Source organism: Treponema sp. B152, from assembly GCF_024181665.1.
Taxonomy (GTDB): Bacteria; Spirochaetota; Spirochaetia; order Treponematales; family Treponemataceae; genus Treponema_B; species Treponema_B denticola.
In genome coordinates, this window is sequence record NZ_CP058668.1 from 113,315 (window position 1) to 129,438 (window position 16,124).

Sequence of the window (16,124 nt, forward strand, 5' to 3'; positions counted from 1 at the left end):
GTGGCGGTTTTGAATAGGCTTTTTTAAAAAGGCGGTATGGTTTGGAACACGGCGGGGTTTTGTCCTATAAAAAGAAGGACGAAGTTTTAATTGATTTTAGTAGTAATATAAATCCTCTAATGGCACCTAAGGGCTTAAAAAAGGCCTTAAGTGCATCTTTTAATAACCTTTTGGTTTATCCCGATATCCGTTACCGTTCGCTAAAAAAGGTAACGGCTCAATATTTAAAATGCGGACCTGAAAATATTGTTTTGGGGAATGGGGCTGTAGAAATAATCGATAATTTTTGTTCAATGTTTAAGAGGGTTGTTTTATGCACGCCCTGTTTTTCGGAATACGGATTAAGGGCTCTTGTTCATAATAAACCGGTTTTAGAGCTTCTTTATCTTCCCGATTTTTTGCACGATATTGCCGGCCTTGAAAAAAAACTGAGGGCGGGCGACCTTCTCATCTTGGGGAATCCGAATAATCCCACAGGCTTAAGAATAGAAAAAACTGCTCTTTTACAAATTTATTCTCTTGTACAAAAAACAGGGGTTTTTTTGCTTTTAGATGAGGCTTTTTACGAGTTTTGCCCGCCTGACTATGACAGCATAGCTCTGTTTAAAAAAGACGGCTATAAAAATATCTGTATAATAAGGGCTGCAACCAAATTTTTTGGTCTTCCGGGGATACGCTTAGGCTATGCCTGTACCTCAACCGATACGGCAGCCGCTCTTTCTAAAATCGAGATGGCTTGGCACATAAACGCCTTTGCAGAAGCTGCCGCTCCTGCAATCTTTTTTGATGAGGACTTTATAGCAAAAAGCAAGGCCTATATTCAAAAAGAAAGAGTTTTTTTGCTCGAAAATATTGAAAAATACGGAACAAGCGGCGAGATAAAATTACAAACTTATAAAAGTCAGTGCAATTTTATTCTTCTTAAAGTTTTAAATGCAAAAGATGAAGATGCTTTAAAGTTTTTTGAAAAAAAGGGAATCTTAATCAGAACCTGCAGCAGTTTTAAAACTCTCGGAGATAATCATATCAGAATTGCCGTACGTTCTCATAAAGATAATTGTAAATTTATTAACGCAATAAGCTCTAAAAGGTCAAAATAAACATCCCGTATCTGTATTGTAAAATTTATAAAAATGTTTTATAATGGCTTCGGGTGGTATAAAGTTTATTATGGAAACATTTGTCGAGGAAGCTTCAACATACGAAAAGTGTATTCAAAAAATTCAAGAAAAGTATGGGCCGAATATAATGATTACCCGCCGCGAGGTAAAAAGAAATGAAGGCTTCCTTAGTCTTTTTAATAAAGAAACGATAAGGTTGAGTTTTAATATTCAAAATGAAGCCTTCGTTCCCAAATTCTCAAACAATGAAGAAGAAGTTAAATCTAAGTCAGCTGTTGCTCCCATAAAACCTTATTCTCCGGCAAATCTTGCAGAAGAGCGTTTAAAAATAATGAAACTGGCTGCGGCTCAATCGGAAGAAATGGCCGAGAAGATGATGCCCTATATCGAAAAGCTTGAAAATCAAAGCTCTTCTCCAATAAAAACAGATATTGAATCTAAGGAATTTAAAAACCTTGCAGAAACCGTCGAGAGGCTGGTAGAAGAAATAAGGCTAAAGAACTCTCCTTCCCAGGAGCATGAAAATATTTCGAAAATTGCAGCTCTTTTGGAAGAAAATGATTTTACCGCTAAATATATCCGCTCCATAAAAGAAAAAATATCTAAAAACTTGAGTTTAGCCGAATTAAACGATTTTGAGCTTGTCCAAAAAAAAGTTCTTGACTGGATAGCTTCTTCCATACAGATAAAACTTGAAGAAACAAACAATGACGATTCCGCTAAAAAGCAAAAACTTATTGCCTTGGTCGGGCCTACAGGTATAGGAAAGACTACAACTCTTGCAAAACTTGCCGCCTACTATATTCTGGCTGTTTCTAAGCTTGAAAAGCGCTCTCTTGATGTGAGGGTAATAACTATCGATCAATACAGAATAGGTGCGGCCTTTCAAATAAAAAAATACTGCGAGCACATGGGCATTCCGCTTATCATAGCAACCGATCCATTAGATTTACACAAATATCTCGATCTATATAAGGATTCTGCCGATATTATATGTATAGATACGACAGGGCGAAGTCCGACCGATCCCGAAAAGATACTTGAGATGCAAAAGTATTTCGATGAGATAGAGCCGGGCCGGATTGAAACCCATCTTGTAGTAAGTGCCGTAACTAAGGCTGCCGACATAATCGAAATAATAAAACAATATTCCGTTTTTAATTTTTCGAGCCTTATAATTACAAAGCTTGATGAAACGGCTCATGTTGGCAGTATTATCAGTGTATTGGATGAATACAAGATTCCTGTCGCCTATATAACCGAAGGCCAAACAGTACCCAAGGATATAGTTAGGGCTTCCAAGCTTGTTTTGTTAAGAAAACTTACAGGGTTCTCTTTGGATTATATCAATGAAAATTTCAATGACGAAATTTCTATAGTATGGAGCTAAGATGACGGATCAGGCAGAAGATTTAAAAACATTAATGAAAAATAAAAACAGCAGTGATAAGGCTGTGCTTTCAGACCTTCCTCCTAAAAGGAAGTCAAGGATTATTGCCGTAACCAGCGGAAAGGGCGGAGTCGGAAAAACAAATATTTCAACAAATATGGCTATTGCTTATGCCAAGATGGGAAAAAACGTTATTGTAATCGATGCGGATCTTGGCCTTGCAAACGTAAATGTTATGATGAACATAATTCCGAAATTCAATCTTTATCATGTAATGAAAAAACAAAAGAAAATGTCGGATATCATAATCGATACGGAGTACGGAATAAAATTTGTTGCCGGAGCTTCAGGTTTTTCAAAGATTGCAAATATGGAAGAAGCCGAAAGGTCCGATTTTATTAAAGAATTATACACCCTTGCAGAGGCGGATATAATAATAATCGACACCAGTGCAGGTGTTTCCAAAAACGTCCTCAGCTTTGTTGCCGCCGCCGATGAGGTTGTTATTGTTACCACTTCGGAACCTACGGCTATAACCGATGCTTACGGAATTATAAAAATAATCGCAACCGAAGTTGAAAACTATGATTTAAACCTAAAAATGGTTGTAAACCGTGTAAATTCAGCCCTTGAAGGGAAAAAAATAGCCGAACGCATGATACAGATAGTAGCCCAGTTTTTAAACCTAAAAGTCGAGTACTTAGGCTTTATTTACAATGATCCTGCGGTTGAACAGGCTGTTTTAAAGCAAAAGCCCTTTTTTATATCTGCTCCAAAAAGTAAAGCGGCGAGTTGTTTGCGTCACATAGTTGCAAAACTTGAAAAAACGGATTATAATGAATATTCAGGCCTTTCCGGCTTTTTACAAAAACTGTTTGGAAGAAAGTGGGAATAGATTTAAGTTTTTTAATTTAAAATTAGGAGGTTACCGGAGTCGTGGCAAAATTTAGAATTCCCCTTATATGTACAATAGCTGCTTTGGCTCTGTCTTTCCTATTAGGACTGATAAGCGGGGTACGCTTTTCTACGATACTCTTGCGTTCACTTATCATCTCTTTGATAAGCGGAGGCTTTGTTTTAGGGGCTCAGATTCTTTTGGATCATTTTGTGCCGGATCTATTTCAGCCCGTTAATGCTGAGAAATCGGCAAAAACAGAAACCGGTAAAAATTTGAATATAAGTATCGATGAACCTGTAGAAATGCCGTTTATAGATGATGAAGAATACGATCCGGAATCGGATATGATAGAGGCTGAACCGGTAGATGAGGATTCGATATCGGATGATGCCACAGAGCTGAGTGACGCTGACTTGATCGATGAAGATTTTGAGAATATAAAGGATGACTCACAAGCTTCTGCATCAAAAAACGGTGTTTCAAGTGGAACCGAAAAAAAACAAGAAAAAAATACTGTAAAAGAATTGGAAGAACTTCCCGACTTGCAGGATTTTATACCTGAAGATGAACCTGAGCAAGATGATCAGATGGACTTTACTCAAAGAGGAACTTCCGCATTTGATGTATCAACGGATCTAGCGGGTTCAGGGATGGATACGAATACTATGGTAAATGCTATTCGTACTGTGCTTAAAAGGGATTCATAAATTAAAAAATAAAAGGTGTGGGTAATGGCAAATACGGATTATGAAAATATACCTGAAGAAGAACTTTGGGATAAATACAAAAAAACCTCAGATCCTAAAATCAGAGAATATTTTATTTTAAAGTATGCTCCATTGGTAAAATACGTCGCCGGAAAAGTCGGTATAGGAATGCCTACAAATGTAGAATTTGACGACTTAGTCGGTTACGGCGTTTTCGGCCTTTTGGATGCTATAGAAAAATATGATCTCGATAAAAACGTTAAATTTAATACCTACGCCGTTAATAGAATAAGGGGAGCTATCTTTGATGAGCTGAGATCTATAGACTGGGTTCCCCGCTCGGTACGTCAAAAAAGCCGCGAAATTGAAGAAACAATTGCCGACTTGGAAGCTCGTCTAGGCCGCTCTGCCTCAAACGAAGAGATAGCCTATGCAATGGGCTTGGATATTGAAGAGTATAACTCTCTACTGCTTAAAATATCTGCAACAAGCGTTATTTCTTTGACCGATTTAAGGTTTTCTAATGATGACTCGGAAGAGTTTTCGGTAGGAGACATAATTGAAGCTCCTTCTTCTTTGAACCCTGATGTGATTGTAGAGCGTGAAGACATAAAGAGGGTAATAGTTGAAGCTATTAAAGAATTACCTGATAGAGAGAAAAAAGTTTTAATTATGTACTATTATGAGGATATGACTCTTAGGGAAATAGGAGAAGTCCTTCATGTAACCGAGTCCAGAGTTTCTCAGATACACACAAGTGCAAATATAAAATTGAGAGCTAAGCTTTCTAATGTTACAAAGGGCATAAAATAGGGGGGATTATGGTTAGGCTTAATCAAATACAGGAAAAAATGTCTGAAATGCACGAACTGGATTCCGGACGTTTTTTTGTTGATATAAGCGGAGAAACCCTTGATGAGGCCCTTGCAAACGCAGCTATACAATTAGGGATGCCCGTTTCATCGATAGACTATGAGATTCTGCAAAAAGGTGCTTCAGGTTTTTTTGCTATAGTTCCAAAAGAATGGAAGATAAGAGCCTACGAAACCGTAAAAGTAAAGAAGCCGCAAAATATCGAAGACGAAAAGGTTGAGACCGAAGATATAATTGAAGATGGAACTGTTATTAATAAAGACGGAATGGGATATGTTTTCTGTGCAGCCGACGGTATTTACTTTAAGGTAACTGCTCCCTCAGGTACGGGCCATGCTTTCGATATAAAGGCTGCCAGAAACAAGTTTAGGGACAGGGCTCTCCCCATTCCGGAGGACGACATTCTTAATCCCATATTGGAGGAGAAAACCGGAGAGTATGTCAGGGTTGCTCCTTATAAACGAATCCCGGGCAATGATGCTGCAATGGTTGTCAACATAAGCGATGACGAAATGAAGGCTTATCTTTATGTTACACCCCCGACAACCGGAGGCGTCGATCTTTCCGCAGATACCATTATCGCATTCTTAAAGAATAACAGGATAATAGTCGGAATAAATGAAGAGAGGGTCAAACAATTCCAAGATTCTCCCGTTTATCGTGAAGATTATCTGGTAGCGGAAGGCATAGCTCCTCAAAACGGAGCCGATGCAAAGATTATTTATAATTTTGAGGTAGATAATACACGGGTCCGCTTGCAGGAAACCCGTTCCGGGCAAATCAATTTTAAGGAATTAAATCTTATTCAAAACGTTGTTGAAGGACAGCCTGTAGCTCAAAAGGTCCCGGCTCAAAGAGGAAAGGCGGGAAAAACCGTTACCGGAAAATACCTTGAGGCCCTTAACGGAAAAGATGTTGCAATGCCCGTGGGCAAAAATACAAAGATTGCTGCGGATGGTTTAACTATAGTTGCAGAAGTAAACGGACAGGTTCTTTTAGTCAAAAATAAGATTACCGTACAAGAAATCTATGTAGTTGAAGGCGATGTTTCAATCAGAACCGGAAATATTACATTCTTGGGTTCGGTCTTTGTAAACGGAAACGTAGATGACGGCTTTGTTATAAAGGCTTCGGGAAATATAGAAGTTAAGGGCTCGGTCGGCAGGGCGGAGCTTGATACCGAAGGCGACATAGTTGTAAGTCAGGGTATCATGGGCAAAGAAGGCGGCGTAATAAGAGCAGGCAAATCTATCTGGTCTAAATTTATTCAAAACACCGATGTTGTTGAAGCCGGAGACATGGTTATTGTTTCGGACGGTATTATAAAATCGAATGTAATGGCTAACCGTAAAATTATATGCCGCGGAAAGAAGGCCGATATAATAAGCGGCAATCTAAGCGCCTCCGAATCTATCTCGGCAAGGAATTTGGGAAGTGTTTCAGGCGGAAACGATCTTATGTTAAGTGTAGGCTTTGACCCGAAAAGCAAGGAGCGCTTAAACTTCTTGCTGCAAAAACAGGAAATGGATCAAAAAAGCTTGGAAGATTTAAAGCTTAATCTAATGAGTCTTGAAGAGCTTAAATCCAAGCGGGGAGAGCTTCCAAAAGATAAAGAAGAAAACTATAACAAGATGAACGAGTATAAATATACTCTTCAAACCGATATTCACGAAGTACAAAAAGAAATTACCCAAATAAAAGAGTATTTAAATACGTTGAAAAATCAAGGCAGGGTTTCCGCTTCCGGACATGTATATCCGGGAGTACGCATAGTTATACGGGATACCACCGAGGATGTAAGAATGGATTGTAAGGCTACTACATTCTATCTTGACAAGGGAATTGTGCGTTACGGAAAGTATCAAGAAGAGAACGAAGAGGATTTTAAGAAGGTTCCAAGTGGCTATTCAACCAATTGATCTGCAAACTCTATATGCTCAAATGGCTAAGGTCGGCAAACAGCAGGGGGCCGAACAGCAGCTTGCTTCTATGGTAAAGGATGCCCAGCAGCAGCAAAATAAAATCGATGCAGAAAAAAGATTGAGTACCGTTCAGCTTGTAGATTCCGACAGTAATAATAATCTTAGAATCAATAAGGATGGCAGGTCTCCCGATGAGGACGATAGGGGAGGAGAACATCCCAAAAAGCAGAACACGGCTCAAACCGAGCAGGAACCGGATAGCGAAGGATATATAAAAGATCCTTCATTGGGACAAAGAGTGGATATTTCAGGATGATGACAGTTATTGCGATTGTTTTATTGGTATTAAATATTTTTTTAATCTTCTTTTTTTATTTTAAGTTTAAAAATCAATTTTCGGATAGGGCTTCAATCAATAATATAAAAAATGAAACTCAAAAACTTGTTGCTCAAATTGCTTTTCAAACCGATCAGTCCGTTACAATAATGGAAGACAAGATTAAGGAAGTGAACAGCCTTGTCCTTGAGCTGGATAAGCGTATATTGCTTGCAGGAAAAGAAGAAGAAAAACGGAGCGCTGCCGAGAGGGTTTACGAAAGCCTTGCCGAGGCGGCTAAAGCTAATGCTTTTTCAGGACTTGATCCGGATGCTTTTGTAAAAACTAAAAAGCCCGTAATTTCAAACGAGAGTGTAAGAGAAACGGAGCGTTCAACAGAAGTGAATAAAAAAGAAAATCCTCCTATCGATAACGAACCTATTAAGATATATACAAAACAAATTCTGGCCCCTAAATCGGGAATTGTCCCCGACCAAACTGCTTCAATGAAGGAACAGATAATTGAAATGGCTAAAAAAGGCCTTTCAATAGAGCTGATAGCCGAAAAAGTCCCTCTTCCTACCGGCGAAATAGAGCTGATTATTTCGATGAATACTTAATTATCTAAAGATTTTTCCTTTATTTTATTGCGTCTTTTTTTGATGATAATTACCGCAACAGCTATAATTATAAGTATAAATATCCAAAGATAAAGGATGCCGATAATTATATCGCTAAAAAGACCTATTCCTTCCTTTACGGCATTGAGGGCCTTGGTAAAGAAGGAAGGCCTTGCTATACTGCTATTGATAATTTGGTACATTGAAATATTTAAGGTGCTGTAATTTACGGATTTTTGTAAATAACGTAAACGGCCTTCAATAGCTTCAATATCGGAGCGTAAATCTTGAATTTGGTTTTGCACTTCTAAAATGTCTTTTACCGTTTTTGCTTGGCTTAGAATTTTTAAATAAGTTTGTTCGGTTTCTTTTTTTACCTTTAACCGGGCAAGTCCGTCTACAAATTCTTCCGTAACATCTTCAACCGTAATGTTTTTATTATCAAGTTTTTTAATGCCTATAGTAAGCTCATTTAAAAGATTATCAAAATTTTCTTTTGGTATTCTAATACTGATTGTCTGCCTAATATTAGACTGAAAATGCTGTTCATCTTCTTGACTTATATAGGCTTGATATTTTGTTACAAGGTTTTCGATTGTTTCCCTTGTTTTTTTTATATCCTCGGTTTCAAATTCTATAAAACCTGTTTTTATAAGTTTTCTTTCGATATTGCCGTTATCTAAACTTTCAGTATTTACTGCATCGGATTCTTTTTTGTCCTCTTTAAAGGCCGAATCGGATGATGAGCTTTTGGATTCGGCCATGTAACTTTCGGCTCGGGCACTTTTGCCTGCTTCATAAGCTGCCTTTTTCCCTCCGCAAGAAAGAAAAAGATTTAGTACCAGACTTAAACATAAAAAAATAAAAGCCTTTTTTTTCATTCTATTTATCCCCCATCGGCAAAAGTTTAACATAATTTATTTTATTTTACAATGGGAGCCGTTAAGGCTTGTCAAATGTTGAGCTTCGCAAAGGATAATTAAGGAATGTCTTAATGATTGGGACTCATCAGAGGTTATAGGGAATGGTAACAACCAACGGTTTTGTATTCGAATTTTTTTTTTCAAATTTTACTATTTATTACAAACAATTTCTATAATAATTATGAAAGGGGAAAAATGTTTCTTCCTTAAAAAAATTATTAACGAGGCTTAATTATGAACAAACTATTTAAAATAACCCTCCGCAACGACTATGCCTTTAAGCGAGTCTTCGGAGTTGAAGAAAACAAAGATGTCTTACAGGACTTGCTGGAATGTATATTAGACATTCCGCCTGAAACCATCGCAGACTTGGAACTTCTCGATAAGGAGTTTCATAAAGAGCTTTTGAGTGAAAAACTCGGTGTTTTGGACATCAAGTTAAGACTAAAAGATGGGACCTTTGTAGACATTGAAATTCAAAACAGTTGGCATTTTGATTTTCCTGAAAGAACCCTGTATTATTGGTCTAAAATGTATAATGAAAACATAAAACAAGGTCAAGACTATACAAAACTGCCAAAGTGTATTACAATAAACTTGATAGGAAAAGGCTTTGATAAAAATAAGCGCTTGCACAACAAATATCTTGTTTTAGAACAAGACACAAAGGAGCCTTTAGTCTCAAAATTTGAGATTCATATACTAAACCTTGAAAAAGCGAGACTCTTAAAGAAATCTCAATACAAGGATAATAAAACAAAACGCTTATTAAATTGGCTGAAATTTATCGAAACTGATAATCCGGAGGTGAGGGAAATGTTAGAACAAGAATCGACGATGATGAAAAAAGCAAATGCCGCTATTTCTGTAATGGAAATGAGTCCTAGAGATAAATGGCTTTATGATTCCCGTATGAAATACGAGCATGATAGAGCTTCATGTATAAATGAGGGGTATAGACAGGGCATTGAGGTGGGAATATTGCAGGGCGAAATAAAAGGAAGAAAGCAAGGTTTTGCCGACGGTTCTTATCAAAAAGCTCTTGAAACGGCAAAGAATTTACTTGGCTTAGGGTTGTCGATTGAAAATATAGCAAAAGCTACCGGTCTTAGCCAAGAAGAAGTGGAAAACATTTGAAACCACCGCCTTTCTGATTCAGTACTGAAATGACTTTTGCAAATAGGCGGAGCAGATACCCGCATATTTGCAAAAGAACCTTGCGTTTTAAGCTTGTTAATGCTATACTTAACCTATGAGTACGGACTTTTTTTTTCAAGAAATGGAATTTCACATTAACGGAGATGTCCGCAAAAAGTGTAATTTAAGGTCGGTTCTTTTTTCTTCATGCGGAAATGTAATATTTGAAAATATTTCCGAAGTTCATAATTTTGTTTTTAATTTTAATTTCCTTGTAAAGGAAGGCCTTTTTGGAGAAGGTCAAGCTCATTTAAAAGCAGGCGAATTAAATGCGATGGGAATTTTAGATGAAGTTCTTCATTATGTCTTAAGGCTTTACCGTCAAGATATTGATGCCGATTTTTTTGTTAAAGGATATGAATTTATCGAAGAAGAATTTAAAAATAAAAGTCTTCACAGCCTTGATTTTTTATTAAAAGAGTTTTGTAAAGATTTTCCCCCAAAGGATGTTTACACGGATAAGCTCTCCTTAGATGAGTGGTTTGAATCAAATGACGGTTCATCAAATGTACCCAATAAATTGCTTGCCTTTGAAGAGTTTATTCTCCTATATCTTGCAAATAGAAATCCTGCAAATGCACAGTTTGAAGTTTTATTTAATAATTCAAATTTAAAAACAATAGATTCCTACGGCATTTTTTGGGACACGGTAAAAAGATGGTCAAAAAAAAATAGGCCCATAGGACGCCGATTAGGAAAAGAACAAAGCGGCCTTGATATTCTTTCTTTTTTGGAAGAACCTATGAACCGCTGTCCCGACAGTATTTTAGGCCAGCTTAATTATGTAAAAGAAAACTGGAGCCGGTTTACACAAAATATTTTACTCAAGGTTTTGGGTGCCGAGGACTTAATAAGGGAAGAAGACAAGGCCGGCTGGGCTCCGCCTCAAGGAGGAAGCTTTGATGTTCCGGTCTACACCTTTGAAAATCTGTTAAAAGAATACGAGGCTTTTACTCCCGATAAAAATTGGATGCCCAACTTGGTTTTAATAGCAAAAAGCACCTTGGTTTGGCTGGATCAGTTAAGTAAAAAATATTCCGCCCCGATTACGCGTCTCGATCAAATCCCCGATGAAGAGCTTAAATTTTTTGCAGATTCGGGAATTACCGGGCTTTGGTTAATCGGTGTTTGGCAGCGTTCCGAGGCGAGCCGCCGTATAAAAGAAATTTGCGGAAATCCTGATGCGGCCGCAAGTGCCTACAGTATCTATGACTATGACATTGCAGAAGAACTAGGCGGCTGGCCGGCTCTGACTAATTTACGAGAAAGAGCTTGGAAATTCGGAATCAGGATGGCCGCCGACATGGTTCCCAATCATACGGGCCTTGATTCCAAATGGATTATGGAAGAGCCGAATCTATTTTTGCAGACAAGGGATAAGCCCTTTCCTTCATATAGTTATGATGGTGAAAATCTTTCCCGGGATGAAAGAACAAGCGTTTATCTTGAAAACGGTTACTATTCAAAGACGGACTGTGCCGTAGTTTTTAAGCGTGTCGATAACTATTCCGGGGATGTACGCTATATTTATCATGGAAATGACGGCACCGGCCTCCCGTGGAACGATACGGCCCAAATAGATTTTTTAAACAGTGAAGCCCGCGAAAAGGTTATTCAAAAAATTCTCCATGTCGCAAGGAATTTTCCTATTATACGCTTTGATGCGGCCATGGTTCTCGCTAAAAAACATATTCGCCGCCTCTGGTATCCGGCTCCAGGTTCAGGCGGAGACATTGCAAGCCGCTCCCGCTATGCCCTCTCTATTGAAGAATTTGAAAGGAGAATCCCCAAAGAATTTTGGAGAGAGGTTGTAGACCGCTGTGCAAAAGAAGCCCCCGACACCCTCTTACTTGCCGAAGCTTTTTGGATGATGGAAGGCTATTTTGTCCGCACCCTCGGAATGCATCGAGTATATAATTCCGCCTTTATGAATATGCTCAAAAAAGAAGAAAACGCAAAATACAGGGAAACCATAAAAAATACCCTCGAATTCGATCCTGAGGTGTTAAGGCGTTATGTCAATTTTATGAATAACCCCGATGAAGAAACTGCTATAGCCCAATTCGGGGACGGAGATAAATACTTCGGTGTTTGCACGATGATGTCGGCTATGCCGGGGCTTCCCATGTTCGGACACGGTCAGCTAGAAGGCTTTACCGAAAAGTACGGCATGGAATATAGAAGAGCTTATAAGGATGAGGCTGTAAACTCCGGCCTGCTTGAAAGACATAAAAAGGAAATTTTTCCTCTTTTAAAAAAACGCTATATTTTTTCTGATGTTGAAAAATTTAGACTATTTGATTTTTGGAATGAAGGAAGCGTAAACGAAAATGTTTTTGTTTGGTCGAATTTTTTTAACGGAGAGCGCTCATTGATTTTTTACAATAATGCCTATGAAAGAGCATCGGGATGGATTAAACTTTCGGCGGCCTTTGCCGTAAAAGATTCGCAAAATGAAAAAGAATTAAGGCAGGAAAATCTTATGGACTCTCTTAATTTAAATTCGGGAGAGGACTATTTTACGGTGTTTTATGAGCAGCGTTCTTCCTTATTCTTTTTAAGAAAAAATTCCGAGCTTGCCGAAAAAGGCTTTTTTGCAGCTTTGGACGGTTATCAATGCCAAGTATTTTTAAACATCCGTGAGATTAAGGATAATGACGGCTATTATAGGGTCCTTTATCAAAAAGCGGAAGGACGGGGTTTTAAAGATATTGAATTTGAAATAAATAAATGTAAGTATGGCGGTCTTTACAATACTATTCAAGATTTATGCGCTAAAGACTTATTCCCTCAAATTTCGGATTATTGTGGTACCTATAAAAAAGAAGCAATTGAAGATGTATCAGAAAAAATTGAAGATATATCAAAAAAACTTTACCCGAGATTATTGAATTTTTTTGATGCTTTTGAAGAAGTGTTTTTTGAAACCTTTCATTACGATGAAGAAAAAGAAAGCTTAAACAGTCTTAAAGAAAAAAATAAGATCCGCGCTTTGTGTTTTAAAAATTCTATAGATTGCTTTTTATATCTTTGTTCGAATGAGCCTTCTTTGATCGATGAAAATGTTAAGGATGAAAGTCTTAAAACCCAAGACATTCTCTTTATAAATGCTCTTAAGACCTTGGTTTTTGACACAAGAGAGAATGTACTTTTGTATACGGCCGGTCTTTTATTGTCGGCTCTGTTTAAATTTTTCCCTAAAGAAAAGATTAAACTGTGCCGTTTTGATCTTGCTTTTGCCGAGCTGCTTTGTTCTTTCGGGCTTCCCGAAGTAAATTCAAAAAGTACCTTATTTTTGTTAAGCCGCTTATTTTGCTTACCTGAAACTGAGAAAAACTTTTTTGAAAATTCGGGTTCAAGCAAGGATTGCGTTAAGGACTTTATGGATTTTTGTGTACATGATGAAGTAATAAAAAACTATTTAGGTTTAAACGAGTGGGATGGGGAAGTTTGGTTTAATAAAGAATCTACTGAAAGGCTGATTTTGGTAAATATTTTGTTTAAACTTGTATGGGAAGAAAGGCCTGAAGATAGTCTATTCAAATGCAATATTTTATTTTTAAACTTTTATGCAGGTATCTATTCGGATATGACCAAGATGTTTTCGGCTGCCGAATATAAATTAAAAAATATTATTGATTTTTCAAGAGAAAAGGCCTAGTCTTTTTCGGCGTTTTCTTCTGCATATTTTTTAAATTCTTCCTCACTCATTTTATCCGAATAAATAGGGTAGAGGGCTTCTACCAGTTCTTCAAGTGTGGGAAATTTAGCTCCATCAAGTTTATATGACATAAAAACTACCTCTCCATATATTCTAGCATATTTTCAATTTCTTTTTTAGATGCCTGTATCTTTTTTATATTTTTTATAGGTTTGTCTAAACCGCTCATGTATTCCGGTTGATTAGGTTTTTCGCCGCAGGCCTCCTCGATTATATCGGCTTCAAAGGCCGGATGATCTTTTGAAATAAGAACAAGGGTTTCCGGGCCCTTATTTTTTAAAATTTTACTTTTGATGGCGGCTCCATAGGCTGCAGCCGTCGAAGTATCTATCATAATTCCATATCGTTGATAGGCCTTTCTTATGAGCTCCTTATAATCCTTCGGATCTACCTGCTTAGGAAAAATCAAGGCCTTCATAATTGCCGGGCTTATTTCAAAAATCTGTTCCAAGCGCTCAATATTTGAGGGACTTACAGGATCTGCTGCACTTCTTTGGCTCAAAGGAATTTCCATTGTTTTGCAAAAGCAGTCTCCGTCCTTGTTTATCGATAGTTCAGGCGTAGAATCGGTAATAAACCCGTTTAAGGAAAGACCGCTCTTCCATGCAAAAAGCCCCGCTGCAAGGTTTCCGTAATTACCGGAGTGGAGGGCGTAATAGATTTCGCCGAAAATGTGTTTTTTAAAGCGGGTAAAAGCATAAAAATAGAAAAATATTTGGGGTAAAAGTCTGCCTATGTTTACAGTATTTGCTAAAGTCAGACCGTATTTTTCTACAAGATTTCTGTCAAGATATACGGACCTTTTTAAGTTTTCGACATCCTTTACATCTCCCTCACATTCTACCGAGTAAATAGAGCCCCCGTTTTCTGCTAAATATTCTTCCGGTATACCGGAGGCATAACCTTTGGGGTGAATTAAAAGAGTCTTTACCCTTTTTTTGTTCCAAAAAGCGGCCGCCATACTTTGACCGTTTTTTTTGGTTCCTGTTCCTAAAACTATGGCTTTTTTATCGGTTATGGTTAAAATATGTTCAAGAACTGAAGCAAACCATAAAAAGCCGAAATCTCTGTGGCAGCCGGTCGGCCCGTGAAAAAGGTCCAGCAAAAAGAGTCTTTCATCCAATTGGCGCACCCTCGGACTGTAATTTCCAAAAGCTGAAACAGCAATACGTTCCGAAACGGCAGGGCTGAATTCCTCTCGCAGGATTGCAGAGGTTAAGGCTCCCGTAATAGATGTAAAACTTGAAGTTTCGTTAAGATGATAGGTCCAATCACTTAAGTCCAAGGCTTCTTTGGGTATATAAAGCCCCCCGTCTGCCGGCATACAGTTTGTTACTGCCTCATAAAAGGATACAATCTTATTATTGTTTCGTGTGCTTACTAAATCCATGTTTTCCTATTGTATCATATTTAAGATAAAATTCTATACTTTTTTATGAATTTTATCGGTTTATATGTCATTTTTGCTTGTCTTAAGCCCTCATCGCCTAAATCCTGCTCTCTGTTTATAAATTCTATGTATTCGGGCAGATAACCTGCAAAGGCATAATTAATGTACTGAAAACTTCCCTTATAAGATGCCAAGGCTTTTTCAAATAAAATAACGGCAGTTTTATTGTTTTGTGTTATTTCTGCAAGGGTCCAAGCCACAGGTTCATCCCAAACATAGAGGATTATGCCCATCATTGAGGTCCTGCTTAAGATTGAAAGGGCTTCCAAAGCTGCTTCATAGTCGGAATTTTCAGGATTTGAGTCCGGTTTTGTACTATTCCATTCTTCAAGAACCTTTTTAGCGTCTTCTACATTTTCAAGGGTGAGAGGTTCGATTTTTATTTTGTCATAAGATTTTTCGAATTTGTTTATATGGGTCTTTTTTTTATGAAAATCCTTACCCTTTAATTCGGCCAAATCTTTTCTTAAATAAACATAATCAAAATTATCCCTGTCCTCTTCAATTTTTAGTTCTTTTAAAAAAGGCAGATTGAATACATTTATGTTATTATCTAAAAAAGATTTTGAAAGAATCATCCATTTTTTATATTTTGCCAATAATTCCTTTGTTATTTCGACATCTACGGTACAGCATGGGGTTATAAAAAAGCTTTCGCCCTTATATTCCCCTATTATTATCAATAATTTTTCGGTTTTTGTTACCTGATATTTATAATTATGTCTAAAAAGGTATAAATTCAAAAAAGTAAGCTCCGAGATTCCGTCAGGAAGCCTTTTTAAGTAAAATTCCATTTCGGACTGCATGTCCAACGAAATGGGTGCAAATTCGGGATACTGTGGTATACTCATGCATATATCCTACTATTTTTAAGCAAAAACGGCAATAGATATAAAAAAAATACTTACATCCGGTTGAAAATATGTTAATAGTGGGCTATACTTATATAAAATATACGATTATGCTTTTAAATAAAATTTTATCTT

Annotated in this window: 14 protein-coding genes; 10 read left to right on the forward strand and 4 right to left on the reverse strand. The window is 37.4% G+C overall.

The genetic code is table 11. From position 1 onward, the window contains the following. Window positions 1–41 precede the first annotated feature (41 nt). Genes HYB91_RS00460 through HYB91_RS00495 form a run of 8 tightly spaced genes read left to right on the forward strand, consistent with a single transcriptional unit; the run spans window position 42 to window position 7,847 of the window. A complete protein-coding gene (locus tag HYB91_RS00460) occupies window positions 42–1,100 on the forward strand; it encodes a pyridoxal phosphate-dependent aminotransferase (RefSeq protein WP_253719561.1) in 1,059 nt (352 codons plus the stop codon). Between the two features lie 43 nt (window positions 1,101–1,143). Further along, complete coding sequence (gene flhF / locus HYB91_RS00465) at window positions 1,144–2,511, forward strand: flagellar biosynthesis GTPase FlhF (RefSeq protein ID WP_371922068.1); 1,368 nt, start codon at window positions 1,144–1,146, stop codon at window positions 2,509–2,511. Between the two features lies 1 nt (window position 2,512). Next, complete coding sequence (locus tag HYB91_RS00470; RefSeq protein ID WP_002667109.1) at window positions 2,513–3,406, forward strand: MinD/ParA family protein; 894 nt, start codon at window positions 2,513–2,515, stop codon at window positions 3,404–3,406. Between the two features lie 41 nt (window positions 3,407–3,447). After that, window positions 3,448–4,116, forward strand: coding sequence for a hypothetical protein (locus HYB91_RS00475; RefSeq protein ID WP_002673509.1), 669 nt, complete (start codon window positions 3,448–3,450; stop codon window positions 4,114–4,116). A gap of 24 nt (window positions 4,117–4,140) precedes the next feature. Continuing rightward, a complete protein-coding gene (gene whiG / locus HYB91_RS00480) occupies window positions 4,141–4,929 on the forward strand; it encodes an RNA polymerase sigma factor WhiG (protein ID WP_002667112.1) in 789 nt (262 codons plus the stop codon). 8 nt (window positions 4,930–4,937) lie between these two features. Continuing rightward, complete coding sequence (locus tag HYB91_RS00485; RefSeq protein WP_002667114.1) at window positions 4,938–6,908, forward strand: FapA family protein; 1,971 nt, start codon at window positions 4,938–4,940, stop codon at window positions 6,906–6,908. After that, the gene (locus HYB91_RS00490) at window positions 6,889–7,227 is read left to right on the forward strand and encodes a hypothetical protein (protein ID WP_002673511.1); all 339 of its coding nucleotides are present in this window, start codon (window positions 6,889–6,891) and stop codon (window positions 7,225–7,227) included. Before HYB91_RS00485 ends, HYB91_RS00490 begins: the two co-directional genes overlap by 20 nt. Continuing rightward, the gene (locus tag HYB91_RS00495) at window positions 7,224–7,847 is read left to right on the forward strand and encodes a hypothetical protein (RefSeq protein WP_010689388.1); all 624 of its coding nucleotides are present in this window, start codon (window positions 7,224–7,226) and stop codon (window positions 7,845–7,847) included. Before HYB91_RS00490 ends, HYB91_RS00495 begins: the two co-directional genes overlap by 4 nt. On the opposite strand, the gene HYB91_RS00500 is transcribed toward HYB91_RS00495, so the two are convergent. Next, complete coding sequence (locus HYB91_RS00500) at window positions 7,844–8,728, reverse strand: DUF4349 domain-containing protein (protein WP_002687966.1); 885 nt, start codon at window positions 8,726–8,728, stop codon at window positions 7,844–7,846. The two genes, HYB91_RS00495 and HYB91_RS00500, sit on opposite strands and share 4 nt — an antisense overlap. A 276-nt stretch (window positions 8,729–9,004) precedes the next feature. Here HYB91_RS00500 and HYB91_RS00505 point away from each other — a divergent pair, with 276 nt between their 5' ends. Together HYB91_RS00505 and HYB91_RS00510 are read left to right on the forward strand one after the other, a co-directional pair. Beyond that, window positions 9,005–9,907 carry an Rpn family recombination-promoting nuclease/putative transposase gene (locus HYB91_RS00505; RefSeq protein WP_253719563.1) on the forward strand — a complete coding sequence of 301 codons (903 nt, stop codon included), beginning with the start codon at window positions 9,005–9,007 and terminating at the stop codon, window positions 9,905–9,907. A gap of 115 nt (window positions 9,908–10,022) precedes the next feature. Then, window positions 10,023–13,628 (forward strand): alpha-amylase family glycosyl hydrolase, encoded by a 3,606-nt coding sequence (locus HYB91_RS00510; protein ID WP_253719564.1) that lies wholly within the window; start codon window positions 10,023–10,025, stop codon window positions 13,626–13,628. Here the strand turns inward: HYB91_RS00510 and HYB91_RS12940 are convergent. Genes HYB91_RS12940 through HYB91_RS00520 form a run of 3 tightly spaced genes read right to left on the reverse strand, consistent with a single transcriptional unit; the run spans window position 13,625 to window position 15,989 of the window. Continuing rightward, a complete protein-coding gene (locus HYB91_RS12940) occupies window positions 13,625–13,759 on the reverse strand; it encodes a hypothetical protein (protein WP_002673521.1) in 135 nt (44 codons plus the stop codon). The two genes, HYB91_RS00510 and HYB91_RS12940, sit on opposite strands and share 4 nt — an antisense overlap. 5 nt (window positions 13,760–13,764) lie before the next feature. Then, window positions 13,765–15,078 carry a PALP domain-containing protein gene (locus HYB91_RS00515; RefSeq protein ID WP_002676135.1) on the reverse strand — a complete coding sequence of 438 codons (1,314 nt, stop codon included), beginning with the start codon at window positions 15,076–15,078 and terminating at the stop codon, window positions 13,765–13,767. A 20-nt stretch (window positions 15,079–15,098) separates the two neighbouring features. Further along, complete coding sequence (locus HYB91_RS00520; RefSeq protein WP_002676133.1) at window positions 15,099–15,989, reverse strand: DUF2156 domain-containing protein; 891 nt, start codon at window positions 15,987–15,989, stop codon at window positions 15,099–15,101. Window positions 15,990–16,124: the final 135 nt, after the last annotated feature.

Coding starts and splice junctions, on each gene's coding strand:
- HYB91_RS00515 (WP_002676135.1), bottom strand. CDS start 15,078: ATGGATTTAGTAAGCACACGAAACAATAATAAGATTGTATCCTTTTAT.
- HYB91_RS00470 (WP_002667109.1), top strand. CDS start 2,513: ATGACGGATCAGGCAGAAGATTTAAAAACATTAATGAAAAATAAAAAC.
- HYB91_RS12940 (WP_002673521.1), bottom strand. CDS start 13,759: ATGTCATATAAACTTGATGGAGCTAAATTTCCCACACTTGAAGAACTG.
- HYB91_RS00505 (WP_253719563.1), top strand. CDS start 9,005: ATGAACAAACTATTTAAAATAACCCTCCGCAACGACTATGCCTTTAAG.
- HYB91_RS00520 (WP_002676133.1), bottom strand. CDS start 15,989: ATGAGTATACCACAGTATCCCGAATTTGCACCCATTTCGTTGGACATG.
- HYB91_RS00500 (WP_002687966.1), bottom strand. CDS start 8,728: ATGAAAAAAAAGGCTTTTATTTTTTTATGTTTAAGTCTGGTACTAAAT.
- HYB91_RS00485 (WP_002667114.1), top strand. CDS start 4,938: ATGGTTAGGCTTAATCAAATACAGGAAAAAATGTCTGAAATGCACGAA.
- HYB91_RS00510 (WP_253719564.1), top strand. CDS start 10,023: ATGAGTACGGACTTTTTTTTTCAAGAAATGGAATTTCACATTAACGGA.
- flhF (WP_371922068.1), top strand. CDS start 1,144: ATGGCTTCGGGTGGTATAAAGTTTATTATGGAAACATTTGTCGAGGAA.
- HYB91_RS00495 (WP_010689388.1), top strand. CDS start 7,224: ATGATGACAGTTATTGCGATTGTTTTATTGGTATTAAATATTTTTTTA.
- whiG (WP_002667112.1), top strand. CDS start 4,141: ATGGCAAATACGGATTATGAAAATATACCTGAAGAAGAACTTTGGGAT.